Annotated in this window: 26 protein-coding genes; 10 read left to right on the forward strand and 16 right to left on the reverse strand. The window is 63.0% G+C overall.

The window, feature by feature from the left end; genetic code table 11:
- The first annotated feature begins 64 nt into the window (after positions 1 to 64).
- On the forward strand, positions 65 to 682 hold the full coding sequence (locus tag C7402_RS24900) for a hypothetical protein (protein ID WP_112176899.1): 618 nt from the start codon (positions 65 to 67) through the stop codon (positions 680 to 682).
- 38 nt (positions 683 to 720) lie between these two features.
- Here C7402_RS24900 and C7402_RS24905 read toward each other — a convergent pair whose 3' ends face one another.
- The 7 genes from C7402_RS24905 to C7402_RS24935 all read right to left on the reverse strand — a co-directional run bounded on the left by C7402_RS24905 (position 721) and on the right by C7402_RS24935 (position 8,657).
- The gene (locus C7402_RS24905) at positions 721 to 1,251 is read right to left on the reverse strand and encodes a hypothetical protein (RefSeq protein ID WP_116612535.1); all 531 of its coding nucleotides are present in this window, start codon (positions 1,249 to 1,251) and stop codon (positions 721 to 723) included.
- Positions 1,252 to 1,418: 167 nt separating this feature from the next.
- On the reverse strand, positions 1,419 to 2,120 hold the full coding sequence (locus C7402_RS24910) for a hypothetical protein (RefSeq protein ID WP_116612536.1): 702 nt from the start codon (positions 2,118 to 2,120) through the stop codon (positions 1,419 to 1,421).
- A 14-nt stretch (positions 2,121 to 2,134) separates the two neighbouring features.
- Entirely contained in the window at positions 2,135 to 4,147 is a 2,013-nt protein-coding gene (locus tag C7402_RS24915; protein WP_133254545.1) for a hypothetical protein, read from the reverse strand.
- A 19-nt stretch (positions 4,148 to 4,166) separates the two neighbouring features.
- A complete protein-coding gene (locus C7402_RS24920) occupies positions 4,167 to 5,813 on the reverse strand; it encodes a hypothetical protein (RefSeq protein WP_116612538.1) in 1,647 nt (548 codons plus the stop codon).
- Between the two features lie 8 nt (positions 5,814 to 5,821).
- Positions 5,822 to 6,328, reverse strand: coding sequence for a hypothetical protein (locus C7402_RS24925; protein ID WP_133254546.1), 507 nt, complete (start codon positions 6,326 to 6,328; stop codon positions 5,822 to 5,824).
- 373 nt (positions 6,329 to 6,701) lie between these two features.
- Complete coding sequence (locus C7402_RS24930; protein WP_116612540.1) at positions 6,702 to 7,352, reverse strand: peroxidase-related enzyme; 651 nt, start codon at positions 7,350 to 7,352, stop codon at positions 6,702 to 6,704.
- A 96-nt stretch (positions 7,353 to 7,448) separates the two neighbouring features.
- Positions 7,449 to 8,657 carry an acyl-CoA dehydrogenase family protein gene (locus C7402_RS24935; protein ID WP_244314935.1) on the reverse strand — a complete coding sequence of 403 codons (1,209 nt, stop codon included), beginning with the start codon at positions 8,655 to 8,657 and terminating at the stop codon, positions 7,449 to 7,451.
- A 452-nt stretch (positions 8,658 to 9,109) separates the two neighbouring features.
- Between C7402_RS24935 and C7402_RS24940 the strand changes: the two genes are divergently transcribed.
- Both C7402_RS24940 and C7402_RS24945 read left to right on the forward strand, forming a co-directional pair.
- Positions 9,110 to 10,405: an MFS transporter gene (locus C7402_RS24940; protein WP_112176891.1), complete on the forward strand. Its 1,296-nt coding sequence runs from the start codon at positions 9,110 to 9,112 to the stop codon at positions 10,403 to 10,405.
- A 31-nt stretch (positions 10,406 to 10,436) separates the two neighbouring features.
- Positions 10,437 to 11,270, forward strand: coding sequence for an amidohydrolase family protein (locus tag C7402_RS24945; protein WP_116612542.1), 834 nt, complete (start codon positions 10,437 to 10,439; stop codon positions 11,268 to 11,270).
- 35 nt (positions 11,271 to 11,305) lie between these two features.
- Here C7402_RS24945 and C7402_RS24950 read toward each other — a convergent pair whose 3' ends face one another.
- A complete protein-coding gene (locus C7402_RS24950) occupies positions 11,306 to 12,499 on the reverse strand; it encodes a pyridoxal phosphate-dependent aminotransferase (RefSeq protein ID WP_116612543.1) in 1,194 nt (397 codons plus the stop codon).
- Positions 12,500 to 12,669: 170 nt separating this feature from the next.
- On the opposite strand from C7402_RS24950, the gene C7402_RS24955 reads away from it, so the two are divergent.
- Positions 12,670 to 13,176, forward strand: a complete 507-nt coding sequence (locus tag C7402_RS24955; protein WP_224044004.1) for an Lrp/AsnC family transcriptional regulator — start codon at positions 12,670 to 12,672, stop codon at positions 13,174 to 13,176.
- Positions 13,177 to 13,196: 20 nt separating this feature from the next.
- Positions 13,197 to 14,609 carry a M20 family metallopeptidase gene (locus C7402_RS24960; protein ID WP_116612544.1) on the forward strand — a complete coding sequence of 471 codons (1,413 nt, stop codon included), beginning with the start codon at positions 13,197 to 13,199 and terminating at the stop codon, positions 14,607 to 14,609.
- 41 nt (positions 14,610 to 14,650) lie between these two features.
- Here the strand turns inward: C7402_RS24960 and C7402_RS24965 are convergent, their stop codons facing one another.
- From C7402_RS24965 to C7402_RS24980, 4 genes are all read right to left on the reverse strand, one after another.
- Entirely contained in the window at positions 14,651 to 15,598 is a 948-nt protein-coding gene (locus C7402_RS24965; protein WP_112176886.1) for a LysR family transcriptional regulator, read from the reverse strand.
- Positions 15,599 to 15,727: 129 nt separating this feature from the next.
- A complete protein-coding gene (locus C7402_RS24970; protein ID WP_308012611.1) occupies positions 15,728 to 16,864 on the reverse strand; it encodes a branched-chain amino acid ABC transporter substrate-binding protein in 1,137 nt (378 codons plus the stop codon).
- A 57-nt stretch (positions 16,865 to 16,921) separates the two neighbouring features.
- Positions 16,922 to 17,701: a 2-keto-4-pentenoate hydratase gene (locus C7402_RS24975; protein WP_116612546.1), complete on the reverse strand. Its 780-nt coding sequence runs from the start codon at positions 17,699 to 17,701 to the stop codon at positions 16,922 to 16,924.
- Between the two features lie 48 nt (positions 17,702 to 17,749).
- Complete coding sequence (locus tag C7402_RS24980; RefSeq protein ID WP_112176883.1) at positions 17,750 to 18,526, reverse strand: SDR family oxidoreductase; 777 nt, start codon at positions 18,524 to 18,526, stop codon at positions 17,750 to 17,752.
- A gap of 198 nt (positions 18,527 to 18,724) precedes the next feature.
- Between C7402_RS24980 and C7402_RS24985 the strand changes: the two genes are divergently transcribed.
- Both C7402_RS24985 and C7402_RS24990 read left to right on the forward strand, forming a co-directional pair.
- Positions 18,725 to 19,207, forward strand: a complete 483-nt coding sequence (locus C7402_RS24985) for an Lrp/AsnC family transcriptional regulator (RefSeq protein WP_112176882.1) — start codon at positions 18,725 to 18,727, stop codon at positions 19,205 to 19,207.
- Between the two features lie 493 nt (positions 19,208 to 19,700).
- Positions 19,701 to 20,186: a hypothetical protein gene (locus C7402_RS24990; protein WP_116612547.1), complete on the forward strand. Its 486-nt coding sequence runs from the start codon at positions 19,701 to 19,703 to the stop codon at positions 20,184 to 20,186.
- 116 nt (positions 20,187 to 20,302) lie between these two features.
- Here C7402_RS24990 and C7402_RS24995 read toward each other — a convergent pair whose 3' ends face one another.
- The 3 genes from C7402_RS24995 to C7402_RS25005 form a co-directional block, all read right to left on the reverse strand.
- On the reverse strand, positions 20,303 to 20,686 hold the full coding sequence (locus C7402_RS24995) for an ATP-dependent protease (RefSeq protein ID WP_112176880.1): 384 nt from the start codon (positions 20,684 to 20,686) through the stop codon (positions 20,303 to 20,305).
- Positions 20,687 to 20,902: 216 nt separating this feature from the next.
- The gene (locus C7402_RS25000) at positions 20,903 to 21,331 is read right to left on the reverse strand and encodes a VOC family protein (RefSeq protein WP_116612548.1); all 429 of its coding nucleotides are present in this window, start codon (positions 21,329 to 21,331) and stop codon (positions 20,903 to 20,905) included.
- Between the two features lie 239 nt (positions 21,332 to 21,570).
- Positions 21,571 to 22,854, reverse strand: a complete 1,284-nt coding sequence (locus C7402_RS25005) for an adenylosuccinate synthase (protein WP_116612549.1) — start codon at positions 22,852 to 22,854, stop codon at positions 21,571 to 21,573.
- Between the two features lie 144 nt (positions 22,855 to 22,998).
- Between C7402_RS25005 and gcvA the strand changes: the two genes are divergently transcribed.
- On the forward strand, positions 22,999 to 23,901 hold the full coding sequence (gcvA, locus tag C7402_RS25010) for a transcriptional regulator GcvA (RefSeq protein ID WP_116612550.1): 903 nt from the start codon (positions 22,999 to 23,001) through the stop codon (positions 23,899 to 23,901).
- A gap of 159 nt (positions 23,902 to 24,060) precedes the next feature.
- Positions 24,061 to 24,372 carry a DUF4148 domain-containing protein gene (locus C7402_RS25015; protein WP_112176876.1) on the forward strand — a complete coding sequence of 104 codons (312 nt, stop codon included), beginning with the start codon at positions 24,061 to 24,063 and terminating at the stop codon, positions 24,370 to 24,372.
- Positions 24,373 to 24,742: 370 nt separating this feature from the next.
- Here C7402_RS25015 and C7402_RS25020 read toward each other — a convergent pair whose 3' ends face one another.
- A complete protein-coding gene (locus C7402_RS25020) occupies positions 24,743 to 25,432 on the reverse strand; it encodes a cation efflux transmembrane domain-containing protein (protein ID WP_165841987.1) in 690 nt (229 codons plus the stop codon).
- Between the two features lie 170 nt (positions 25,433 to 25,602).
- Here C7402_RS25020 and C7402_RS25025 point away from each other — a divergent pair, with 170 nt between their 5' ends.
- Positions 25,603 to 26,433, forward strand: coding sequence for a serine hydrolase domain-containing protein (locus C7402_RS25025; RefSeq protein WP_116612552.1), 831 nt, complete (start codon positions 25,603 to 25,605; stop codon positions 26,431 to 26,433).
- Positions 26,434 to 26,714 lie beyond the last annotated feature (281 nt).

Below are 26,714 nucleotides of genomic sequence, written 5' to 3' on the forward strand. Positions count from 1 at the left end.
GCGAGACGATGCTCCGGTGAGCTATGATGCGGCCAATCAAAACGAATGACGAGATTATACCGCCGTGGGTAGCTTACGTTTGCATGTCTGGTCGATCACCGGCACGGCCGTCGCGTTTCTGCTGTCTCTGTGGATCAATCAGGAGGTGTTCACGCACACGTCGTTTGTACGGGGCGTAAACTGGATCTATCTCCCATCGGGAGTGCGTCTGCTGGGCACGCTGCTGGTGGGTGTCGATGGCTTCTTTGGCTTGCTGATTGCGGGCCTGCTGGTGGACTTCCTCTACTGGTTTCCTCACGATCCGGTTCGAGCAATCGCGGGAGCGGTCCTTGGCTCACTCGCCCCGTATGTGGTTTACCGGCTCGCGCTTGAATATTACGACCTGCGTGCGTCGCTGACAAACCTTACGCCGAAGCGGCTCCTTATCATGGCGATTGCGTATTCGGTTGCGAATCCGCTGTTCCATCACGTGTGGTTCGCGCTGACCGGCACGACGAAAGACTGGTTCGAGAGCTTCTTCAGCATGTTCGTCGGCGACCTGGCGGGCGCGCTGATCATGCTGTACGCGATGAAGGGCATCCTGGCCTTGCTGCCGAAACAGGCGAGCGGCTCGCGGACGACCGGCGGCATGTTCCTGGTGCGGGCGGCGCTGGACAGCGCTTATAACAATCAGGTACGGTAGCGCGCAAGCGCTGTCGCCAAATAAAAAAGGTGGCCGCCTCAGGGCGCCATCCTCACCATGCATCCATACAGAATGGGCCAATCGACCGCTAGCAGCGGGATTGTCCTGTCGTGACGGGACCAGTACGCGAAGAAGCGTTGCCAGCTATCGAGGAAGATGCCGTCGCCGGGGCTGAGCAAGCACGGCGGTCTCGCGACGAATGGAACCATTTCCGCAGGAAATGTGAGCGAGAGCGTTTCGAGTGCATCCGACGGTTCGCAGGCAGTCGCGAGATGGGTCGACAACTGGCCGCGTATGGCGTCCACGACACAGGTCGTGCTGACTTCGATGTATGACGCGCGCACTCTGCTGAGATCCGTCCATCGAGCCGATCGCGGATCTCCATCCTGCGCGATTCTCCTCAGTGCCGGAAGCTTGACGTAAGCCGCCAGCGCTTCGAAACTCGTCTCTTCCCTTCGTAACGCGTCTTGAAACATGGGATAGGCCAGGAGCCAGGAGATCTCATGGGAAGCGTCCACCCGGCGCGCTACGGAAGTCAGGGCGGCCAGGCGTGGTTCGACGAGAGGCATGTCTCCTCCATTTGTTATAAAAATAATAACGAATGGTTGTGGTACGCGCAAGTTTCATTCAAGCAGCGCTGCCGGTTATATTCGTCGATGACAGCGGTCAGACCAGCGACAGCTTGCGAAATTCCGCGCAAACCCGCGACGGCTTGCGCAGAACCGGGCGTCATGCCTTAGTCAGTCATGCTGTCCATTTGTTTGGGTGCATCCGAGGCAGAGGTCGGCAGCTTGCTGATCTTGCCGGACTGGGCCAGTTTGACCAGACCATCGGCGATCTTCGCCGAATTGTTCGCCTGCGAGGAGACCGACGAGACAACGTCCTTGAGCGAAGAAAGGCGGGGGAGCAGCGTCGGATTCGCGGTCACGCCGGAAACCAGCGAGGAGCTTTCGCCTGCCAGTTGCTTGTCCTTCAGCACGCCGACCATGAAGGAAAACGCCGCATTGCTGAACTGGCTGAGCTGGTGCTTGTTCATGGCCGAGATTTTCGCCTGCACCTTGTCGCTGTCGAGGGCCTTCTGCACGATGGTCGCGTCGTCAGCATTGAGCTTCGCCAGCGCGGCGTCGCGTTCCTTCGGATCGGCAATGTTGTTCGCTGCGTCGCGCTTTGCCTTCTGGTCTTCGATCACGTCCTGGTCCGCGACGCCGTTGAGCATGTATTGCGTCGACGTCGTGATCAACTGATCGGCATCGTGCGCGGTCTTGATGAACGTGTCGATATTGCCGCCGTTGACGGCGCTTGCGGAGGCGCTCTGGCCACCCATGCCTGGCACGGCGGCCGTCAGGTTGCTCAGGCCAAATGCCGAAGCCTGCGTGGTGAGGCCTGCGCAGGCCGCGCCGATTGCGAGGGTGCAGATAACGTTGCGCGTGGTTTTCATGAGGATTCCTTTTTTTATGGGTTCTTGCTCAAAAGCTGTTTAAGTACGACATCGAGATTGGTTCGCGTATCGCCCGCAAGATCGACGGCCTGAAGCGACGTGCTGTCCGTGGCGGTGGTCGACGCCGGATAGCCGCTCGACGTGAAGCCGTGCTGCATGATCATCTGGCTCGTGACCTGCGCGTCGGTTTTCAATTGATAGCCGAGACGAATCTTGTAGGTGCTGGTGCATGCGCCGGCGTTGCATTGCGGGTCGGCGGGGTCGATGCGATACAGACCGACGAGGCAGCGGTCATGCGCGGCGGGTTGCAGGCTCAGGTCCGAGGCGAAGCCCGACTGGCCGCCGATCTTGCCCCGCGCGAGCGCGGCGATACCGGGGTCCACCAGGAAGAGGTGTGAGCGCGCGGCGGCGGCATAGGCGAGCGCATCGAAATGATCGAGTGCGGTCGCGCCCATCTGACTCTTCTCCGCAGGGCAATAAGCGGTCCGCTGGCCGCCGGCGGCGGTATTGGCGATGCCGTCCATGAGAACGACGTCGCCGCGTCCTGGCCTGGGCGGCTTGCCCGCAACGGGGAGGACCGTTGCCGCGACGAGGGTGCCGCCGTCGCTGCGGCCCGTCACGCTCGCCTCCCACGTCGGTACGTACACGTCGTCCGCCACGCCTGCGACATGGCCGATGTCGTGATAGACGCGAAAGCTTGCGCCGGCCGGCAGGCTCACGCCGGGATCGTCGACCTTGAATGTGTCGCCGTCCGCGTCGCTGAGTTTCAGCGAGATGGGGCGGAACTGGATGTCCTTCGCGAAGCGTGCGGCCAGGTCGGTCAGGGCGTTCTTGAGCACGATTTCGCGGCGGTCCGCGAGATCGAAGCCGGAGCCATTGGTCACCGTATCGTCGATGCGGTCGTTGACGTCGGTTGCGTACAGCACACGCCCGTCGCGCGCGACAAGCTCGGCGAAGGCCCATGCCTGCGACACCTGCTGCGTCTTGTACGCGAGATTGGTCGGTAGCGTGTATTGCTTCGCCGGCGGCAGCACCATGCGAATGAAATAGTCGGGCAGCGTGCGCTGCCCGCTCACCTGGTGGCCGATCTGGGTATGACGGTCGATCGACGCCTGCACCTGGTTGTAGTTGGTGTTCAGCGGGAGCGTAGCGAACGACGCGCTCGTGCCGAGCTGGTCCGCAAACAGCTGCGTGCTGACCGCCGCCGAGAGATCGGGGTTGTGTTCGCTCACGAGCGTGATCACGCGAGGCTTGCGCACGTCGGACAGAGCCATGGTCGTCGGGCGGCTGAAGAGCGTGCCGCTTTGGGGCGTGCCCAGCACCGGCACCGCCACGGCGTAGTGTGCGCCGGAATACTCGACGCGGACTTCCGCGTTGTCGCTATCCATGACGTCGCCCTTGCCGATGCCGGCCTCGTAACCCTTGTCGAGAATCACGTAGCCGTGCCACGTGTCGGCGGCCTTGGCTTCGACGACATAGGGTTTGAAGTTTTTCGCGGCGTCGCTCAGGACGCTGTCGAGCAGGGCGGCGAAACCGCTGCGATAGGCCGCGCGCACCTTCTCCGCGTTGTCCTGGGAGGCCGGGTCGCCCGAGACGGTCTGCACGCTGTAGCGCGTCTGCGCAAACGACTGGAGGACTTCGCCGGTCATCGGGTTGCTCACGTAGGCGCTGAGCGTGATGGGCTGATAGATGTCCGTCGTGCCGTCCGTCTTCGCAATGTTGTAACGGGACGCACGCGTCACCTGGACGGACAGCGCGAGCGTACGCTGGCGGTTGCCGCTGTCGATCGTGCTCGTGATGGCAGGAAAACGAGCATGCGCCGTTTGATCGACCAGCGCGCTCGCTGCCGCCATGTCGAGCGCGTTGCGAAACGCCGGATCGATCTTGCTGTCCGGTGCGTTGTCGGCGCCCGGCTTGCCGGTGGCGACATCGCTGAAAAAGACGCCAGGCACAACGTAGAGCCCCGCTCCGGCGGCGGCGAAAGCCGGCGCGCACGCGCAGGACATCGCGGCCAGTGCGGCTGCCATGGAAGGTTTGATGCGCATGTCAGTGAACCGCCTTGCCCTTGTTGCAGCCGTCCATGCACAGCGTCACCACATTGCCGTCCACGACCGAATCCAGATTCGCGAACTGCGGCTGGCTGGACAATGCCGTCGCAATCGACTGGTCGAGCGGGTCGCTGCCCTTGTAGGTGGCGACGAACTCCAGCTGGCCGTTGGCGGCCTGGCGTTGCGTGGTGTCCTCGAGGCCGGGGACGGCCTTGATGGCGCGCGTGAAGGCGGTGCGGTTCATCAGCGAGAGATTGTTGCCGGTGAGCCGCACGACGTACTGCGCGCCATACATCGAGCGCTTCTTCACGAAGTTCTGGATGCGCTCGCCAACCTGTGCGCCCAGGCTGCTCGCGAGTTTGCCTGCGAGGCGCGCACGGCAGTCATCGGACGAAGCGCCGAATGAAGATTCCGATTCCGTGGCCGAGCCGATATCCGCACCGGTTCGGGTTGAGAACGTCTTCGTGCTGGCGACGCCGGTACAGGCCTGCTGGCCGGTATTCTTGTCGACGCCGAGATCGTAGATCACCGACGAGCCGATCATGACGTAATCGGCGCTCGCATCCTGGCGCGCGAAATCCACGTATTTGGCGAGTTCGCTGCTGTTTTCGAGCTGGTCGAGCGTGACGGCCCGATTGCCGAAATACTTGCTGCGAAAGAGCGAGTTGTCGATCACGTTGAGGTCGAGATCGCCCAGTTGGCCCTTGAGAGCGTTGTAGGTCAAGTTCTGGCGGTCCGGGCCCTTGTTTTGCGGCTGATACTTGACCAGCTTCTTGTAGTAGGTGTTGTCGTGATCCTCGGACGATACGCTATGCGCGTAAGCCGACTTCGAGGAGGAGGCAGCCGCCACATTGCTGCTCGCTGCCGCGGCGACCTGGGTGTCGCGCATGCCTGCCGCCTGATGGCTGCTGGAGCCGGATGCGTCGAACCGTCCCGAGTCGCGGGCGGCGACGGCGGCCTGATCGCCATAGCCGTTTTGTGCCGCGCCCGCGAAACGCGAGTCATAGGCGCCGCTCACGCTACCCGCGGCGGCGTCCTTCGTCGCGTACGCGGAACGGTCGCGTGCCGCATAGGCGGCCTTGCTGCTGGCCGCGAAGGCAGCGCTTTTCGAACTCGCTGCCGCGTCCTTTTCGTTGTAGTGATTGCCGGCCTCGTGACGGAATTCCGTGAGTTCTTCGAGCGGCGCATGCAGATCGGTGGGCGTCGTATAGAACTCATCCATCATCACGAGGATGGGCTGGTTGCGCGTGGTGTTCGTGTTCAGCGCGAGACCCAGGTCACTGATTTCGCTGCGCAACGCCTTGTCGTCCATGCGCAAGGTCACGCTGACCTGGTACTGACCGTCTGCGCTGCTCGGGGTCACGTCATAGAACACGTTTTCGCCGATCTGCTCGACGAGATCGTCGAGCTTGTCCTGCACGGCTGCATTCTTGCTGGTCCCGGCGCCGACGACCTTGTCGAGTGCGGCGAGCACTGCGCGGCGCTTGGCTTGCCTGAGCGCCGTGGTGCGAACGGAATTGATGTCGCCGGTAATCGCGGACGTGCCCACGCCGCGCGCTTCGATATCGAGCGCATTGGCAGTGAGCGGCGCGGCGGCGATCACTGCCGCCGAGGAAATCAGCAGTGCCGTGGTGAACGATTTCATGGGGATGTTCATTTGGAATCGGGAAGTGAAACAGAGACGTCGCCCGCGCGCACGACGGTGCCGTTCGACGTCTCGCTGATGCTGGTGTCACCCGCCTGGGCAATGGGCCGCGTAAGGCCGTACTGCTCCAGCAGGCGGTTGTATTCGTCCGATGTCCGCAGCGGGGCGAGGTAGCCGTCCGCGTCGAGACGCGTCGTATCGCGCAGGCCGTTGCTGAACGCGTGCGAGAGTGCGGTGAGCGCTTCGAGCCGGTTACCCGCCGCGGCGTTTGCGTCGGCGTCCGCCATCCACGCGTCGACGTCGTGCGCATTTGCATCGGTCAATTGCCTGGCCAGTGTCGCGGCCTGGCCGTAGTTCTTCTGGTCGAGCGCGTCGCGTACGTCCTTGACGGTGACCGCTACGCTACCCGCGGTGGCTGGCGCGGAGTCGCTTGCGGAATGGCATCCCGACAGCAGCAAGCCCCAGCCAAAGAAGCATGACAGCAGGACTTGCGGGATACCAGCTTTGGCGGCCACGCGGGGCGGCTGTCCCGTCTTATTGACGCTGGCGGATGCAGCTTGCCGGGAGGTGCGCCGGCTTGCGAAGGACTGCGTGTCAGGGAACATCGAAAGGTAATCGATATAAAAATTATAACAATATGGGCATGGGCAGAAATGATCGCCTGTATGGGTATCGGCGGAAATCAGGGCAACTTTAGTGGGCGCTGAAGAATTTTTTCGGCGGTCGAGGCGGCATGCAAGTCGTACTTGTCACGTCGTGACACATTGTCTGACTCGAACGGGGATACCCACACGCGCTTGCGTCAGGATGACGCCTGATGTGGGCGAGCTTGCCCCGAAGACGCACGCTTCTTCACACCTCAAGAAGCGTCGCGGACAGGGCCGGGACTCAATCGGACGGGAGATCGCGTCCGGAGAAGAACTGATTGTCGGGTACGACGTTGAGGGCGATCGTCAGCCGGTTTGCGTAATTGAAGAACGCTGAAATTTCGAGGATCTCGACGACGGCTTCGCGCGTAAAACCGATGTCGTGGAGACGCTGCAATGCGCTTTCGTCGACGAGGCCTGGTTCGCGCGTGAGTTGTTCCGCAACCTCGGCGAGCGCGGCTTCTTTCGGGGCCAGCGGCACATGGTGCCAGCCCTGCGCGATGCGCTGCGCGCGCACGGTGTCGCCGAGTGCCGCCGCGAGCGCCTGGGTGTGGTTGAAGACGCAATAGCTGCACGTGTTCGCCGCGGAGGTCACGACCGCGATCAGTTCACGCTCGGTGGCCGTCAGGCGGCTGCGATGCGGGTCGAACAGATGCTCGTAGAACGCCACGAGCCGCCACGCCGTGTCGGGGTTGACGGCAAGCGCGGCAAGCCAGTTCGGCACGAATCCATACTGGCGGCGAAAGCGTTCGAAGAGTTGGGCGGCATGCGGCGGCAGCGCCGACTCGTCAGGCAGGCCAAGCCGGGAGACGGGCTCGTGCGTGCTGTCGTGATGGGTAACGGCGTTCGGACGGCGCAAAGCAATTTCGACAGTGGAGGCGGCAGTGGACATGAAGGAACGCCCTCGGTGCGGGTGCTGAGTGGAAAATCTTCGAAGACCGATCGCGCAGCCACGCTCTGGCGCCGCTGCGCAAGGACGGATGCGATATCAGGTCTGCCCGAGCACGCCCAGCCAGATCTGACCGATCAGTTCGTGCGTGGCATCGCCGTTGGGTGGATGGAACGCACCGGCGCGCACGTCACGAAATAGTCTTTCAAGTTCTTGCCTGCGCGAAAGCGAGCCCGCGCCGCCCACCTGCAAGGCGAGATTGACCACGCGCAGCGCGCCGTCCACGGCATGCTGCTTGGCGCCAAGCAGTTGCGCGAGCCACGGTTCGCCCGGCGCGTATCCGTCCCACCATCGTTGCGCCGTGCGCTCCAGCAGCGCGTCGATGCTTTCCAGTTCGATGGCGGCTTGCGCAACGTGAGCCTGCGTGAGTGGCTTGAATGCATAGGTGCGCCCGCCCAGCGCGAGAGAGCGCCGCGTTCGCGCCGCCTCCAGCGCGAGATCGAAGGCGCGCTTTGCGAGGCCGTAATAGACGGCGCCCAACCCAGGCAGCACCGCGCCTAGAATGCCGTCGACGAAGGGGTCGTCGGGCGGTCCCGCGGGCAAAACGCGCGTGACATGTTCGGGCTGCGCAACGGCGCCTTCGAGCCAGGTGTCGTGGCTGCTCGTTGCACGCAAGCCGAGCGCGTCCCATGTGGGCGCGGTGCGATGGCCGGCGGCGTCACGGCGAATGAACGCATGCACGATGCGCGGATTGGCCGGATCGCTGTCGTCGCGTCCATGCACGCCAAGCCAGTCCCACGCGGGTGCGAGTGATGTGAAGATCTTGTGGCCCTCGAAGCGCCAGGCGCCGTTTGGCAGCGGCGTCGCTCGCACGGTCGAGTCCGCGAGGCCCGCGTCGTTGCCGGGCTCGCCGTGGCCCGCGGCGAACACTTTGCCTGCGCCGATTTCGCGCAAGATCCAGTCGGCCGAATGATCGCCACGCCTCCACAAATGCAACGCCGCGCCAGCCCAGTAGAGGTGCATGTTGAGGGCGAGCGCCGTGGCGGGCGCACGATAAGCGAGCCTGACCTGTTCGCGCAGCAACTCGGGCAACGTCAAGCCGAGTCCGCCGAATTCGCGCGGCACGCTCGCACGCAAGAAGCCGGCAGCGTTCAGATCCGCGAGATCGTCGGTGAAGAAAGCGTTATCGCGATCGTATTGCGCTGCGCGCGCGCCAATGCGTTCGAGCAGAGGTTCTGTAAGGAGCGGCGCTCTCGCCTGTTCTGTGAGGAACGACTGCTGCGCTTCGGGTTCCAGTGTGGTACTCAAAACATGACCTCCTGTATGCGAGGGCGAACCTCTGGCACGCCGTCGTGTTGTCATTGGCCGCTGCATGGTGCTCCGTGTCCATTATGGTTGTGGCATTGAGGTACGGCTAATATCGATTCGATATTTGCATTTCGGTGCCGGAAAATATGGACATCGAATCATTTCTGCAATCGCGTTGATTCGGTCGATGTGTCGGAAGGGCGGCCACGCGGTGCAAGCAGCGGCGCCGCAAGCGAAGCGATGCCCGCGAAGTTGTCTCGCGGCGCCCGTTCGCATTGGAACGGGGCACCCCGGCGCGCCGTGATGCTCCATTGCCAATTCGGCAACGCTTCCGGCCAAACACGGCAATTGTCACCGGAGAATTGGCTTCCTAAAATCGGGCAAACTCCTGCACTGCCTCGCTTCTGGAGACATGGCGTGCGCGCTGGGAGTCAAACGACAACAGGATTCCCATGCAAACAGTGACGATGCGTCGCGAGGCCGCGAGCAGCAAACACGAAGCATCCCGAGGCGCCGTGGTCGCGGCCGTGATCGGCAATGCGCTCGAGTTCTACGACTTCACGGTCTATGCATTCTTTGCCGCGATCATCGGTCGAGAATTCTTTCCGTCGGATAGCCCGTTGGGCGCCTTGTTGCTGTCGGTCGCGGCATTCGGCGTCGGCTTTCTGGCCCGCCCGCTTGGGGGGATTGTCATTGGGCGCTATGCCGATCGCGCGGGCCGCAAGCCGGCCATGCTCCTCACGCTGGCGCTGATGGCGGTGGGCATGGCAATCATTGCGATTGCGCCCCCTTACGCATCGATCGGTCTGGCCGCGCCGTGCCTGATCGTGCTGGCCCGGCTCATCCAGGGGTTCGCGTGGGGCGGCGAGGCCGGGCCCACCACGTCCTTCCTCGTCGAAACCGCGCCCGAAGGCAAGCGCGCCCGTTACGCGAGCTGGCAAGTGGTCAGTCAAGGACTGGCCGTGCTCGTCGCAGGCACGATCGGGGTGCTGGCTTCCGCATCGCTGTCCGCCGAACGCATGCAGGCCTGGGGCTGGCGCATTCCCTTCGCGCTCGGGCTCGCGGTGATTCCGGTCGGGCTGATCCTACGCCGCAATATGCACGAGACAGCGCCCCATGCCGACACCGCGCCCACGTTCGCCGCGGCGACGGCATCGATGCAAGGGCGCTATGTGAAGTGCGTGACGCTTGCCACATTGATCATTATTCCGAGCACCGTGACGGTCTACGTCAACAACTACATGACCAGCTACGCGCTGACGCTCCTGCACTTTCCGATGACGATGTCCATTGCCGTCACCATGATGGTGGGCGCATGCATGGTCGTTGCCGCGCTGGCGGGCGGTGTTCTGGCGGACAAGTTCGGGCGCAAGGTGGTCATGATCGTGCCGTGCACGCTGCTGATGCTGGTGGCGTATCCCGCATTCGTCGTACTGAATAGCTGGCATTCGTTGATCACGCTGTTCGCCGTGCCTGCGGTGCTTGCGTTGCTGACCGGATCGCACGCCGCGGCCGTCATCACCATCATTCCGGAAACCTTCCCGAAGGCGCTGCGCAGCACCGGCCTTTCGATCAGTTATGCAATTGCCGCGACGATATTTGGCGGCAGCACGCAATTCGTCGTGACCTGGTTGTTGCGCATGACGGGCAACCCGCTTTCGCCGGCGTTTTACATCATGGGCGCCTGCGCGCTGGGTCTCGTCGGCATGGCGCTGTTGAGCGAAACGCGCGACACGACGCTCGGCTAGCCGAATCCCGCTTGAGTATTGAGGACGATTGATGCTGATTGACGCGCACCACCATCTGTGGCGTATCGCCCGGAACGACTACGGCTGGCTGACCCCGGAAACGGGCTTTCTCTACCGCGATTACGAGCCATCGGATTTCAAGCCGCTACTCGACGCGCACGGCATCGAGCGTGCGGTCGTGATACAGGCTGCGCCAACGCTGGCGGAGACGGACTTTCTCTTGTCGCTCTCGCAGGCGCATCCGTATCTTGGCGCCGTAGTCGGGTGGGTGGATTTTTCGGCTCGGGACACGCCGGAACAACTCGACCGCTTGTCGAAGCATTCACACTTTCGTGGCGTGCGGCCGATGATCCAGGATATTCCGGAAGACGACTGGATGTTGCGCCCGGAGTTGAATGACACGTTCGTCGCGCTCACACAGCGGGACCTAAGCTTCGACGCACTGATTCAGCCGCGCCATCTGCGCGCGTTGATCGAACTGGTGGGGCGGCATCCGTCACTGCGCATGGTGATCAATCATTGCGGGAAACCGGAGGTTCGCGACTGGCAGGTGGGGGACGCCCGTTTCAATGCCTGGCAGGCCGGCATTGCCGAGCTGGCGCGTCATCCGAATGTCTTCTGCAAACTCTCCGCGTTGCCGACGCGGTCGGCGCCCAACTGGAGCGCCGCGACGTTCGCTGACTATGTAGAAGTCCTGATGACGGCATTCGGTGAAACCCGGCTGATGTGGGCGAGCGACTGGCCGATTCTCGAACGCAACGGTCGCTACGCGGACTGGTTGCGGGTCGCCCGTCAGCTCGTGCCCGAATCGGCTCACGCGAATGTTTTCGGTGCCACGGCGCAAGCGTTCTATCGAATCGAATGACAACGCGGCGGCGGTCCGCCGCGTGGGTTTCGCGTTCAGCGATGTTTGTCGAGATAACGGGTCAACCGTTCCACGCCCGCTTCGATACGTTCCGGCGTGCTCGCATAGCACCAGCGGAGAAAGCCTTCGCCTTCCGGTCCGAACGCCGCGCCCGGCGCCAGTCCGAGCCCGCCTTCAGCGACCAGTTGCTTGCAGAACGCAAGACTGTCCGTGATGCCGTCGACGCGAAAGAACGTGTACATCGCACCCGGCGAGGGCGCGGCAAGCTGGACGCGCGGGACTTCGGCCAGACGCGCCGCGAGCAGGTCGCGCGATTGTTTGAGGCGGGCCACGGTGCGCGCAATGACCGGCTCGCCGTGTTCGAGTGCATGCAGCGCGGCGTGCTGGAGGAAGCCCGGCGTGCAGGTGGTGCTGAATTCGATGAGCTTGCCGATCTCCGGCAGGAGCGGCGAGGGCACGACGATCCACCCGATGCGCCAGCCGGTCATCAGCCACGCCTTGGAGAACGAGTTGCAACTGATCACGCGATCGCTCGCGTCGGCCAGATCGAGGAACGAGGGGGCGCAGTGCGCGTTGTCGTAGTAGTAGCGCTCGTAGACATCGTCGGTGACGATCCAGATGCCGTGCTTGTGGCAATGTTCGAGGACGGTGCGCTGGGCTTGAGCGCTCATGACCCAGCCGCTCGGATTGTTCGGCGAATTGACGAGCAGTGCGCGGGTTCCCGGGCGTAGCGCATCGAGCAGGGCGTCGAGGTCCAGTTGCCAGCCGTCGGCGCAAAAGTGGAGCGACACGGTTTCCACCTGGGCGCCGAGAACTTTGGGCATTTCGACCAGGTTCGGCCAGAGCGGGGTGATGGCGACCACGCGCTCACCCGGATTGATGATCGCCTGCATCGCGAGCATCAGCGCCGTCGTGCCGGAACTCGTGACGGCGACCTGGCCGGCGTCGAAGGGCGCGTGCGGCCGATGCAGGCGGCTGATGTAAGCGGCGATGGCTTCGCGCAACGTCGGCAGACCGAGGGTCTGCACGTAGAACGTGTCGCCGTCAGTGAGTCGCTGCGCGGCAATGCTGCGCACGTCGGCGGGCGTGGGTTCGTCGGGTTCGCCGAACCAGAACGGCAGTACGTCGGTGCGCCCCATGCCGGCATTCGCGACTTCGCGGATCTTCGAGGACCGCAGGGCTTGCACGGCGCTGCGCGCGTGCTGGGAAAGGGAGGGTGTCGTCGACATGGGAAGTCTCAGGATCGGTTTGCGTTGAACGGCTGAAGGGTTTGTTTGACGGGATGGAAGTGCGGCATCGTCAATGGACTGCGGTTGATGACGGTCTTAACGATACCGCCAGCAGCGAGGCGCATTTTGCTGAAGTGAGACGGTAAAAAGGCATGCATGCGCAATGAACAATGCGCGATAAACGGAAACGTGAAATGAATGAAGCAGAGGTCAGGATCGACCGGGCGGACAGCCTGATACTCAACGCCTTGCGCAGTGACGGAAGGTTATCGAGCCAGGAACTGGCCGAGCGGGTGTCGTTGACGGCGTCGCCGTGCTGGCGGCGTGTCAAGCGTCTGGAGGAAACCGGCGTGATCCGCGGCTATCACGCGGATATCGACCCGAGGCGACTGGGCTACCACGTCATGGCATTCGCGCAGGTGGCACTGGAAAAGAAGGACGCGGTGCATGTCCGCGCGTTTGAAGATGCCGTCAGGGCGTGTCCGGAAATTCTCGCCTGTCACTGCATTAGCGGGCGCTACGATCACCAGTTGACGGTGATCGCCAAAACGCTCGACAGCTTTGGCGATTTCATCCGGCTCAAGATCGGCACCTTGCCGAACGTCCAGGAAATTCATACTTCACTCGTGCTCAAGGAAGTGAAGTCGCTGGCTCACGCGGCGATCGAGATCGCCTGATCATGGACTGGAGAAACTGCATGACCCGAAAGACCGCAATCGAGTGTGCCGAACGCTATTTCGACAACGGACGTTTTCTCGACGACCTCGGGCGCCGTGTCGGCTGGCGCACGCAAAGCCAGCATGCCGAAAGCGCACCGGCGCTGCGAGCCTATCTGAGCGAGGAAATAGAGCCCGCGCTGGGCAAGCTCGGTTTTGTCAGCAAGCTGCACGACAATCCCGTTTCAAACGGGGCCCCGTTCCTGGTCGCGCGGCGCATTGAGGATCCGGCACTGCCCACGGTTCTGGTCTATGGGCACGGCGATGTGGTGCGCGGTCAGGAAGAGCAGTGGACGCACGGGGCGGGCCCCTGGCAGATCGCCATTGAGGACGACCGTTGGTACGGGCGCGGCACTGCGGACAACAAGGGGCAGCATACCGTCAATCTCGGCGCACTGGGCGCGGCGATCGAAGCGCGTGCGCAAGCGGGGAAACGGCTCGGTTTTAACGTGACGGTTCTGATGGAAATGGGTGAGGAAGTCGGTTCTCCCGGACTCAACGATCTGTGTGCGGCGTTGAAGGATGAACTGCGCGCCGACGTGCTGATTGCGTCCGACGGTCCGCGTATCGGCGCGGCACGGCCGACGATCTTTCTCGGTTCACGGGGCGCGGCGAACTTCGAACTGTCGGTGACAGCGCGCGACAAGGCCTATCACTCGGGCAACTGGGGCGGTCTGTTGAGCAACCCGGCGATTCGCCTCGCCCATGCGCTGGCGAGTATCGTCGACGAAAAAGGGCGCGTGCAGGTCGAGGGCCTGCGCGCGCCGGCGATCGATGCGGCGGTGGCGGCGGCCATCGCCGATCTCGAAGTCGGAGGGGACCCGGGCGACCCTGTCATCGATACCGAATGGGGAGAACCCGGTCTCACGCCGGCCGAACGTGTGTTCGGCAGCAATACGTTCGAGGTGCTGGCGATGGTGGCGGGCAATCCGGCGCTTCCTGTCGGGGCGATTCCGGCTACGTCGCGTGTGTTTTGCCAGTTACGCTTCGTTGTGGGAACGGATATAGCGGGACTCGAAGCGCATCTTCGCAAGCATCTCGACCTGCACGGGTTTCACGATGTAGACGTCCGCGTGACGCTGGTGGCGCCTGCCACGCGTCTCGCACCCGATCATCCGTGGGTGTCCTGGGCCGTGCGCTCGATCACGCAAACAACGGGAAAGAAAGTCGCCATTCTGCCCAATCTGGGCGGCACCATTCCAAACGATGCGTTCGCCGATGTGCTCGGTTTGCCGACCATCTGGGTTCCGCATTCCTATCCGGGCTGTGCACAGCACGCACCGAACGAACATATGCTCGGTACCGTCGCCCGCGAGGCGTTGCGAATGATGGCCGGGCTATTCTGGGATCTTGGTGAGATCGGCACGGCGAGGGTGCCTGCTGCTCATGGCTGAAGCTTCGCTTGAGGCCAGCCGGTTGCCTGCGGGGATACCTGCTATTCGCGTGCCTGTCGCGATGCGCGCGTCTCGCGCACCATGCCGGGCACGTGCTTGAGTTCGGCCACCAGAAAGTCGGCGAACTCGCGAACTGCGGCGGGCAGTGCGCGACCCATCATCGTCTGGACCTCGACGCGGCGCTGCTGCACTTTTCCCGCCAGCGGTACCGCGACGAGCGCATCGCTTTGCTGCTTGCCTCGAACCGTCAGCGCGCCGGAGAAGGTGATAGCGCCGGACAACTGGGCGTACCGGTAGAGCGCCTGGCTATTGTTGGTCACGAATACGGGCGTGAGCGCGATGCCCTCCGCGCCCGCGGCCACATCGATCAGCGTGCGAATGGTGGTGCCGGGCTCCGACAACAGGAGCGGGTGTTCCGCGATTTCCGAAAGTGTCAGCCGCCGACGCCTGGCCAGTGGATGATCGCGGCGCATGAGCGCAAACACGGGCGCCCGGCACGCGTGGATGATGTTCACGCCGGTCTGAACCGTGAGGCTGAAAGTGAGCGCGAGATCCGCGTCGCCAATACGCACCAGCCGGGTGGCGTCGTCGGGGCGAGTGACCGACAGTTCGAAGTGCACGCGGGGATTGGTCTGCCTGAACACATGAATCAGTGAGGGCAGGAAGTCGGTGGCAAAGCCTTCGGAGCAGGCGAGTTTCACGACACTGGCAAGCGAATTCTGCGCACTGTCGATATCGTGCACGATCTGCTCGGCTTCGAGCAAGCTTCTGCGTGCGTAGCCAAGGAGCGCCTCGCCTGCGCTGCTCAATATCATTCCACGCGACTGCCGGTCGAACAGTTGGGCGTGCACCTCGTATTCGAGTTTGGCAATCTGACGACTGATCGCTGACGACGCGACGTGCAGCCGTACCGAAGCTTCGGCAATCGACCCGGTGTTCGCCACTTCGACGAAGTAGCGCAACGCGGTGGAATGAAGGATATGCGTCATGGACGGAGCGGTTCGCTGAACGGGGCGGCAATGAGGTTCGCGCGATGAGGCTAGCACGAACGCTGCCTCATCGCGCTTCACGCTCCCGTTTTCACGCCCCCGTTCAGGCCGGCAATCTCCCGGCAGCTTTCATCGGGACACGACCGTCTCCCGTATTTCCCATTTGCCGCCGCGAACCTGATAGATGGTTGTTGCCGCGGCCTTCAAGGCGCCGGTGCTGTCGAACTCGATCGGCCCTGACACCCCCTGGTATCTGGCCGTGCGCAGTTTCGGCAGATAATCGGCCGGTTTCGACGAGTTGGCTTCCTGCATGGCCTTGATCACCACCCAGGTGGCGTCGTATCCCAAAGGCGCATAGACCTGCATATCGGCGTTGAAAGTCTTCTTGTACCTGCTTTCGAACTCCGGTCCGCGCGGCATCCGCGAGACGGGCAGCCCGTAGTCCAGGCCTTCGACGCCCTCGGCGCTGGCACCGGCGATCTTGATGAAATCCTCGGATACCGTGCCGCCGCCACCCATCAACCGGGTCGTCATGCCGAGCAGTTTCATCTTCTTCGCGATGCCTGCGATCTGTGGACCGAGCCCGGAGAAGAACAGGAGATCCGCATTCACGCTTTTGATATGCGTGAGCTGCGCGCTGAAGTCCATGGCTTTATCGCTCGTGTACTGCTGGTCGACGATGGTCCCGTGGGCGGCGAGCACGGCCTTGCGAAACTCCTGGGCAGCGCCCTGGCCAAAGGCGGTCTGGTCGTCCATGATCGCGATCCGCCGGGCCTTGAGGGAGTTGACGGCGTAGGTGCCGGCACTCCCGGCGGTTTGCGCGTCGGTCGGCACGACGCTAAACACCGTATTGAAACCTTGCTTCGTGATGATCGAATTCGAAGCCGCAGGCGTAATCATCGGAATGCCCGCGCTGGCATAGATTTTCGATGCCGGGATGGTCGTGCCGGAATTCACATGTCCGATCACGGCGCTCACGCCCTCGTCGACCAGCCGTTGCGCGACCTGCACGCCGGTGCGGGGGTCGCCCTGGTCGTCCATGTATTCGGGCGTGAACTGGACGACCTTGCCGCCCAGCGTGATTTTTTGCGCGTTGGCTTCTTCGATGGCAATCCGCACGCCGTTTTCCATGTCCTTGCCGTAACTGGCGCCCGACCCGGTCAACGGGCCCACCACGCCGATCTTGACGTTGACCTGGGCATAACCCGACGCGCTCGCCGCCGCAAAGCACAGGGCCGTCATGGCAGCCAATGGATTCAGTTTCACTGTGTCTCCTGATTTAATCTTGATAGATGAGAAGCTGCCGGTGCCTCACGTCCCGGCTTATGCGCAGTTCACGCCGTTTGTTCCCAGACCGTCCACTTCGTAGTGCCAGACTTCACCTTCGACAGGAAAGCGGGTGCGCACCACGCTTCCCGTCATGACGATCTCGCCCGCACGGAGATGCAACCCTCTGGACGCAAGCTCTTGCGCCAGCCAGGCGACGGACGCAAGCACGTGCCGATAATCGACTTCGCCGGTTTCCGCTGGCGGGTGCTGCGAAAACACGCGCGCTTGCCGAACGGTAAATTCATCTGGAAGCGGTTGCCAGTCGGCCAGCACCACGCCCGCATTCCACGCGTTGTCTGCGATCAGCGAGCCGGCATCGAGCGTGCTGTATTGCGCGTGGCGGTCGTCCACCAGTTCGAGTGCGGGGCAGATCGCCTCGGTGCAGGCCGCGATATCCGCCGTCGACAAGGGCTTGCCGTCGGGCACGATATCGCTGCCGAGCTTGACGGCGATTTCGAATTCCAGACCCAGATGGACGTATCGATTCAGATCGATGCGAAGACCGCCTGCGTGAACCTGGTCGCTCAGGACGCGGCCGAAGACCGGTTTGTCGATGCCGCACATGGTTTGCATGGCGGTGGACGTGAGCCCGATCTTGTAGCCGACGATGTCGGCATTGCGCGCCTTGCGCAATAACGCCACCAGTTCGTCCTGCACGTCATAGGCTGCCGCGGCGTCGAGAACCTCGCCTGCCCGCCGAAGCGTGCTGAAAGGCGTGCGCGCGGCATGTTGCTCGAAGAGCGCTTGTGCGAGTTGCTGTTTCGTCGAGTTCATAGGGATGTCGAGATCGTCGATCAGGTTGAATGCGATTCGGGCCCGAGGCTAGAACGTGCCGGGGTACAGGCCGCCGTCGAGCAGGATGTTCTGGGCGGTCATGTAGCCCGCGCTCCTGCTGCAAAGAAACGCACACACGTCGCCGAATTCCGACGGCGTGCCAAAACGCTGTGCGGGAATGGCCAGGCGCTTTTGCTCGGATACGGGCACGTTTTCTCCGGCTTGACTGTCCCAGCTCTCGAACATCGAGCGGAGTCGGTCGGTCAGGAAATACCCCGGCAGGAGATTGTTGATCGTGACGCCGCGTGCGATCACCTCGCGCGCCACGGTCGCCACATAGCCGGTCAGACCCAGGCGCGCCGCCGTGGAAAGTCCGAGCAGGGCTTGCGGCTGCTTGACCGTGACGGAGGTGATGTTGACGATGCGGCCATGACGCTGTTCCAGCATGGCCGGCAAAAACGCCTTGATCAGAAAAATGCCGCTCAGCATGTTGGCTTCGAGCGCCGCGATCCAGTCCTCGCGCGACCAGTCGGCATACTGGCCCGGCGGCGGACCGCCTGCGTTATTGATCAGGATATCTACATGTTTCGTTTGTTCGACGATCGACGCACGACCGGCTTCGGTCGAAACATCGGCGGCAATCACCTCCACCTGCGCGCCGCTGCTTTCACGCAGTTGCTTGCCGGCGGCGATCAGTTCCGTCTCGTTGCGCGCAATCAGCGTGACTCGCGCACCCTCGCGCGCGAGCGCTTCGGCGCAGGCATAGCCGAGTCCTTTACTCGCGCCGCAGACGACGGCGTGCCGATTTTTCAAGCCAAGATCCATGCATTGCTCTCCTGAGTAAGCCCGACCATCGGCACGATCGACGTGCCGGACGTTCACTGCGCGGGTCGACGCCGCGCGTCGCGCGATGGTCATTTTGCAAGCAAACTATATCCGTCATGGGTAGAAATTGTTTGGCGGAAATTGCCGCCGCGAGGCTTTTGTTTAAAATGAACGTTTCGTCAACAGGCTGAATTTGAAATGAACGATGCAGAACATGAGGTCGATCGCGTCGACCTTCAGATTCTGAAAGCGCTGCAACTCAACGCGCGGCTGTCGAGCGCCGAGTTGGCCGAACGCGTGGATCTGACGACGTCGCCGTGCTGGAGGCGGGTCAAACGTCTTGAACAGGAGGGGATCATCTGCGGGTATCACGCCGACGTGGACATGAAGAAGCTGGGTTTTCACGTGACAGCGTATGTCTACGTTTCGCTCGACAAGAAGGACGAGAAGCACGTCAAGGCATTCGAAGATGCCGTGATTACGAGTCCGCAGATCATCGCGTGTAGCTGTATCTCGGGCCGCTATGACCACCAGCTCACTGTGGTCGCGCGCACGCTCGACGAATTCGGCGAATTCGCCCGCCATCAGATTGGCGCCTTGCCGAACGTGAAGGAGGTCTATTCCGCGTTTGTCCTGAAGGAAGTGAAATCGCGCAAGCAGGCGCTTGTCGACTTGACGTAGGAGGGCGGAGCGAACGGCGGGCGCGAGGCCGGCGAAGGCCGCAAGGTGTGCGGCCGAAGCGCAGCGTTGATGGGCGAGCCGGTCCGTGCGGAAGGGCGTGTTCGCGCCGGCAATCGATGGCGCGGTTTCTATCTCATCGCGCAACTAACCGTCCTCGCCGCGTACATCCCTCGAACGCCGGTTCCCGGCGCGTGACTGCGGTCAGCAGGCCGGCGGAGCGGCGGCACGGCCATTTGCCTCGCACGCGGGCATGATCATGCTCCATGAGTGCTGTTGCGCACCAGAACCGTGCCCCGTTGCGCTACCGTGCGGCGATACCCACGCCCGAGACAGGCGAAACGCACTGGCATGGCACTTGCAACACTTGACGTGAAGGCGAGTCAAGGATGATTCGCCCTGGGCTCATCTCATTCCGTGGCTGCGGCATGCCTACTCGCGCTGGCCAGATTGAACAGGCGCGATCAAGCGGAAAGTCTGGGACGACGGAATCGCAATGTTGGATTCGACCTGTTTTTTCGCCCTAACGCTCGCGACACTTGCTATCGCTAGCCGGATGGTCGTGCTCATTCACAAGGCAAATGACCGTGGCACGGCTTTCCAGCAAATGCGGCTGGCGTTGCACGTCGCTTTGACCTTGGTGTTGGCGATGATTTTCGATGTCGGGATCGAGCCGGCCTTCGCATGGCTTCGCCATATGCTGCCGCATGACGGTACGCCGGAAAACCGTACGATTGCAGCGATGCTGACTGGCTTGGGATGCGCGGTATTCGTCCTTGTCGTTCCTTGGGGCATGGTTGCCGCCGAACGATTGCGAGGCGATGTATCGTCGGCTCGCAAGCTCACCACCGATCTGATGGATCGACTCCGTGCCGTTCCTTCGCCGGATCAAACCGCGCGTGGCCGGTTGAATGAAGTCGTGGTTCCGGTGGCCGCTTGCGCATCCTCGCGGCATGTACCAGGACTTGGCGATCCAGCTTGAGGCGATGAGGTGCGACGAGGATAAGACCGGCTCCGTTCGCCGATCGCTTATCGGGACACCCGTGCGGACTACCCGCGCGCGTTCCTCTTGACGCTCGCGAACATCGTTGCCGGTGTTCAGAGATCTCCGCGCACTTCACCGGTTCCCAGCGCAGTCCGCTGCCGGTTGACCTCCGCCCAAAGCTCATCGCTGTCGTCATTGCGCAGCAGGACCATGCAGTCCAGTTGATTGTCGGTCACGCCGAAGTATTCCTGGATCTCCCTGCGAATGGCATCGACGAACTGCGCGTATTCCGGGGTTGTCTGGGCCTGCGCGTGCAAGGCGTCGTATGCCGCGTCGTCCGCGCCGCCGCCGTGCTCGTCGATGTAGCGCGTGATCCACTCGTCACGTTCGCGGTCGTAGTCGGCCTCGGCGCGCATCGCCTGCACGGCCGTGTAGAAGTCCAGTTGGGCAAACGCGGCGATCGCCGCTGTGGTTGCCTCGTCGAATGTCGTTGTCATTGCCTGTCTCGTGTTGGCCGGGGCACATTATCGCCGCACGCTGTCCGGCGCGGTCGTTCGCAATCGACCCTTAGCGGCCTTTCGGCAAGGCGGCGCGCTGCCGCTCAACGTCCAGGCTCAGCGCAAGCAGGTCACCGATGTTGCCGCGGGCTGCGCCCTCATGTGATCTCAAGCGACCCGTTTCTTGTGCTTCGGAGGGCGTCCGGAGATGCATTGTCAGGCCTTTGGCTCATGCAGCCATGGCGCGAAGCTCAACCCGACCAGCACGCCTTCGGGGCTGATGAATCTCGCGACTGTTTGCCCCCAAGGTTCTGTCCTTGCTTCATGAATAAAAACTTGACCCTTGACCTTCATTTCCTGAACGGCCGACTCGACTGCCTTGGCATCCGCGAGTTCGAACTCAATCGTTGCGGTTGGCTCGGGAATAGCAGTCGGCCACGCATCCTGCCCGAAGCATGACTGAGCGGCCATATTCAGAGGCCACACGCCAAAGTGATTGGCTCCGGGAAACTTGTCCATGAAACGATAATCGGGCGATGCGTCAAACCGCTCCAGCGGCAAGCCAAGTTTCTCCTGATACAGGGATGCACTGGCATCCGGCTGCTTTGTAATTACGGCGAACCCAGCGATGCATTTGATTTCCATGGAAACTCCCGCGCCTATAGCGAAGCCTGACTGTCGATTGAGCACGACGGCTTGCGCCGTTATTTGCTGCGCAGAGGCACAATCCCCGCGCAGACCCTTCCAGCGCCCAGTATAGACGGCGATAAGCGGCCGCTCGAATGGCTGCCGGTTTTCGCCTTGCCCGACAACGGCCGCTCATGGCGTCCCGTTCCCGCCGTCCTGCTTGCCGGCATATCCGGTCAGGCTTTCAGGCCGCACGCTTATGCGAATGGCGATTGCAGGACAATCGCATCGTCGCGTTCAGGGCCGGTGGTGACCATCGCGACGGGAACGCCGACCTCGCGCTGAATCGCTTCGATCAGCGCCACGGCCTGCTTCGGCAGATCGCCATACGCGCGCGTGCCTCGTGTCGAGCCGTCCCAGCCGTCGAAGCGCTGGAGGACCGGCTCAAGTCGCTGCTGTTCGGCGCTCGTGGCCGGCATGTAGTCGATGCGCACGCCATCGAGCAGGTAGCCCACACACAGATAGACCGACTCGAAGCCGTCGAGCACGTCGAGCTTGGTCAGCGCAAGCAGATCGATGCCCGCGACCTTGCTGCTCTGGCGCAGTTGCACGGTGTCCAGCCAGCCGCAGCGACGCGGGCGGCCGGTGTTGACCCCGTACTCGCCGCCACGCTGCCTGAGCACGTCGCCGGGTGCGCCGGTCACCTCCGACGTGAAAGGGCCTTCGCCAACACGCGTCGCGTAGACCTTGCTGACGCCAAGCACACGCCCCACGCGCGACGGGGCAATGCCCGTGCCGCTGGCCGCGCCGGCGGCGATGGTGCTCGACGAGGTCACGTAGGGATAGCTACCCCAATCGACGTCCAGCATGACCGCTTGCGAGCCTTCAAATACCACGCGCTTGCCCGACGAATGGGCGTGGTCGAGTTGCTCCCAGACGCGGCCCACGAAGGGCAGGATCTTTGGCGCCATGGCAATCAGGTCGCTCAGCATCGGCTCAAGCGGAAACGGCTCCAGTCCCAATCCGCGAAACCAGGCCGCATGGTGCGCGAGCAGGGCCTCGAGTTTCTGGGCCAGCAGTGCCGGCTCGGCGAGGTCGCACACGCGCAAGCCGCGCCGCCCAACCTTGTCCTCGTACGCCGGGCCGATGCCGCGCAGGGTGGTGCCGATGGGCTTCGCGCGCATCCGTTCCTGGGCCGCGTCGATCGCGCGATGGACCGGCAGGACGAGCGTGGCCGTCTCGGCGATTTGCAGCACCTCCGGCGTCACGCGAATGCCCATCGCCGCCATGCGCCCGATCTCCGCAAGCAGCGCTTCGGGGTCGAGCGCGACGCCGTTGCCGATCAGGCCAGGCTTGCCGCGCACCACGCCACTGGGAAGCAGCGCCAGTTTGTAGGTCTGCCCGTCCACCACCAGCGTGTGCCCGGCATTGTGCCCGCCGTTGTACCGGACGACGATGTCCGCCTTTTCCGCAAGCCAGTCGACGATCCGGCCCTTTCCCTCATCGCCCCATTGTGCACCGACCACGACGACATTCGACATCCGACCATTCTCCTGGTGAGTTAATCAAACAGATCCAGAACCGGAGCTGCTGCGACGTGGCTCAATATAAGGTTCGAAAGCGCCTCCGAAAAGCGATGTATACTCACGTGGCTTGTCAGGAAAAGTCACATAGGAAATCTCGTTATGTCCCGTCGCCTGCCGCCGTTGAACGCGCTGCGCGTATTCGAAGCCGCCGCGCGGGCGGAGAGTTTTTCGGCGGCGGCCGAGGCGCTTTGCGTCACGCACGGGGCCGTCAGCCGGCAGGTGCGGCAACTGGAAGACTGGCTCGGACACGACCTGTTCGAGCGCCGCGGCCGAAGGGTCCTGCTGACGGCGTCGGGACGCACGTACCTGGCGGAGATCTCGGCGGCGCTGGACCGCATTGCGCTCGCGACCAACGAGCAGCTTCGGAGCACGCGGCAACAGATCGTGAGGGTCAACGCGCCAACGACTTTCGCGTTGCGCTGGCTGTTGCCGCAGCTTTCCGGCTTCCAGCTCACCCATCCGGCGGTGGAGGTGCGGTTGACGACGTCCGATGAGCCGATCGAAAAGCTCGGCGACGAATGCGACGTGGCGATTCGCGGCAGCGAGCAGAAGTCCGCGGGATATGCGGTCAGCGAGTTTTTATCGGAAGTCCGCTTGCCGGTGTGCTCACCCAAGGTATTGGAGTCTCACCCGATACGCCACGTGTCGGACCTGGCGCAGCACACCCTGCTGCACACGGCGACCTATCCCGGCCTTTGGGCGCAATGGCTGGCGGCGAGCGGCAACCCCGGGCTTGCGGCTCGCCATTCGCAGCAACTGGACCACTTCTATTTGACCTTGCAGGCCGCCATTGACGGCCTGGGTATTGCCATGGGGCCCACCGCGCTTGTCGCGCTCGATGTCGAAGAGGGCCGTCTCGTGTTTCCGTTCGACGGCCCGGCCTTGCCCGCCTGGCGCTACTGTAGCTATGTCCGCAATGCGCGGGTCAAGGACCCGGCAATCCATACTTTTCTCGCTTGGCTGCGCGAACTCGGGGATCGCTTTTCGCATCGAGCGGCGTGACGTCGCGGATTTTCACGAGGGCGACGGCAGTGACCATTCAATCAGGCGAGACGGCTCACCGTCTGCGCGCTCAGGCGCGAATGCGTGCATGCTGGAGATCGCGCGACCACGGGTATCGCACCGCTTGCGTTGCGCCTGTCCGACGCCTGGAGATGCACGATGGAAAAACGCCCGACGAACCGCTCGACGCTTGCTGCGTTGGCGCTCCTGCTGGCGGGCTGCGCCGCCCCAGGCATGCCACAAGGCGGCCCCTATCTGAGTCCGACGGAGTGTCGTGACCTGGCCGCGCTGAGAAGCAATGCGCCTGTGACGATGGCGCAACACCAAAGCGAGCTTGCGGCGCTGCGCAAAGCGGGCTACGACCCATCACCCTGGAACGACGACCCATACTATCCGGACGATCTACAGGCGGCGCAGCGCCTGGTCGACTATTGGTTCAACACGGAGTGCCCGCAGTCTTCTCCCGGATGAGAAGCCCTGGAGGCGCTATGGACCTCTTCAGACTCGCAACAGGGACGATAGCGTTGGCCGATGAGGTGTCGGCGCGCAAGGGATACCGATATGCGATGTCGCCGGGGGGCGCGTGGAGCGTGGCGCAGCGTTGCCCCAGCAAACCGGATGGCCGCAGGAAAAGATCGCTGTGCAAAGTGGGTTCCGCTCAGTCGATGCGCTTCAGCGGGCTTTTCGCCGTGAGCGAAACTGCACGCCCGAGGAGTACAGGGTGAGTGCGCACATCGAGCGTGAATGCAGTTGAATCGATCGGGCCATGCCAGATGACCGCAACGGGCATCCCGGGTGGCGGTGTTGACGTCGATCGCCCAGCGTTCGCCGGACCTGACGTTCAGGCTTGCGACGACGTAGGCTCAGGCTGGCCCGCGTGCGCCTGGGCGCGCCTCGTCCTGCCCATGCGGGCGAGACGCCTGAACAGCGAACGCAGTGCCGAAGCATTGCGTTGCAGGCCCGCCATGAGTATCAGCGCGCCGATGAGCGCCGTTGCGCTTCGGTCGAGGGCCGGCAGCCCCAGCAGCATGCCGGTTGCGCCAATCGCGGCGACAACGGAAGAAACCGAATCCGCGCACGCATGCCAGGCGCCGGCATTGAGCGCGCTCGCGAGACTGTCGCCGTCGTGAGGTTTCACACGCGCCGCCGCCGCTCGTAAATAAAGGAACAGCCCCGCCTTGGCGGCGACACTCGCGACGGAAACGGCAAATGCGGCCAAAGCGGCGGCAGGGCGCGCGCCGGCGCCCTGGACTGCATTCGGGAGCATGCCCGCGCTCAGGAGTTCGGCGCCGGTTGCCGCGATGAGCAGGTTGGCAAGCACGATGGCGACCGGCGTCAGCTTGTGCGGACGCCCGGCTCGCATGGCCTGGTCGAAATAGATTGCGCCCGCAACGACCCCGTCGCCGAGCGCATCGACCAGGGTATGCGCGCCATCGGCCAGCAAGGCATCCGAGCCGGAAATCCAGCCAGTGACGAATTGCATCGCCATCAACACGACATTGACGAGAACGGCGACGCAGGTGACTTGCATGGGCGCTTTTGTTGTGGGCGCGTGCGAAAGGCGGGCGCGCGGGGAGAAGCCGCTAGCGTAGCCAGCCCACATTGCAGACCGGTGACAATCGACGGCCTCGCGCGCCGGATGTTTGTCTCGCCCATGCCACGGTCGGTACAATCCGCCAAAATGCTGCCGGGGGTGAACCCATGACTGATCTCGAACGATTCCTTGCGCAAACCACTGCGAGCGGAAAAATTCCCGGTGTGTCGCTCGCGGTTCTTCGCGCAGGATTGCCGGGCGCGCAATATCACTGCGGCATTCGCGGGGCCCACGACCATACTGCGGTGGACGCCGCGACCGTCTTTGAGGCGGCCTCGCTCACAAAACCCCTTGTTGCCTTCATCGCCCTGCAACTTTTCGAAGAAAAGCGGCTGGACCCGCAACAACCGCTGTTCGACATCTGCGGCGAGTATGTGCCCGGCGATTCGGATTCACGCAGGATAACGGCTTCGCATGTGCTGACCCATACGAGCGGCCTGCCGAATATCGTGCGCGACGAGGCGCCACTTCGCACGTACTTCGCGCCTGGCGAACGGTTCAGCTACGGCAGCAGCGCGTTTGCGTGGCTTCAGCGTGCGATGGAGACCGTCAGCGCCTGTTCGCTGGAATGTTTGGCGCAAGAGCGCGTGTTTGAGCCGTTGGGCATGCGCCACTCGAGCCTGGCGTGGCAGGAACGCTTCGCGGGCAATCACGCGCAGGGGCACGAATGGGAGGGCGAGCCGGTGCCCAAGCGTCGCGTGCAAACGGCCCATGCCTCGTGGTCCCTGCTGACCACGGCGTCCGACTACATCGGTTTCGTTCGACACGTACTGGCGCGCGGAGGATTGTCGGCCGCAAGCTACGCTCAGTGGTTTTTGCCGCGCATCCATACGCGGCAGGGCGACGACGCGGAAGACCTCCTATGGGGTGGTGCTCAGATTGGCACAGTGAGTGTTAGACGGAAAAAGCGAAAAAAACGCGAAAAAACAAGCGGCTAGCGCCGCGCGCAGCCGCTTATCCACATCGGTCAAACTAACTGAAGTCGGCAATTCCCGCCCAAATTTCGCGCAAAATTTGGCACAGAGTGCAAAAAAAACGGCGGCGCTTGCGAACGCAGGCCTCAATCGGCCGGGTGACCTATAGATGGGGTCATTAGCTGGGTCTCGCTCCGCCTGCACTACCTCGCAAAGCATTTGTTGCTGCGTAGAGCCCCAATCAAGCGGCTCTCGTTGATTTTGCTGCAAAATTTCTTCGATCAGCACGGCAAGCTGACCTTTTA

It is taken from the genome of Paraburkholderia unamae, from assembly GCF_003096875.1.
Classification (GTDB): Bacteria; Pseudomonadota; Gammaproteobacteria; order Burkholderiales; family Burkholderiaceae; genus Paraburkholderia; species Paraburkholderia unamae.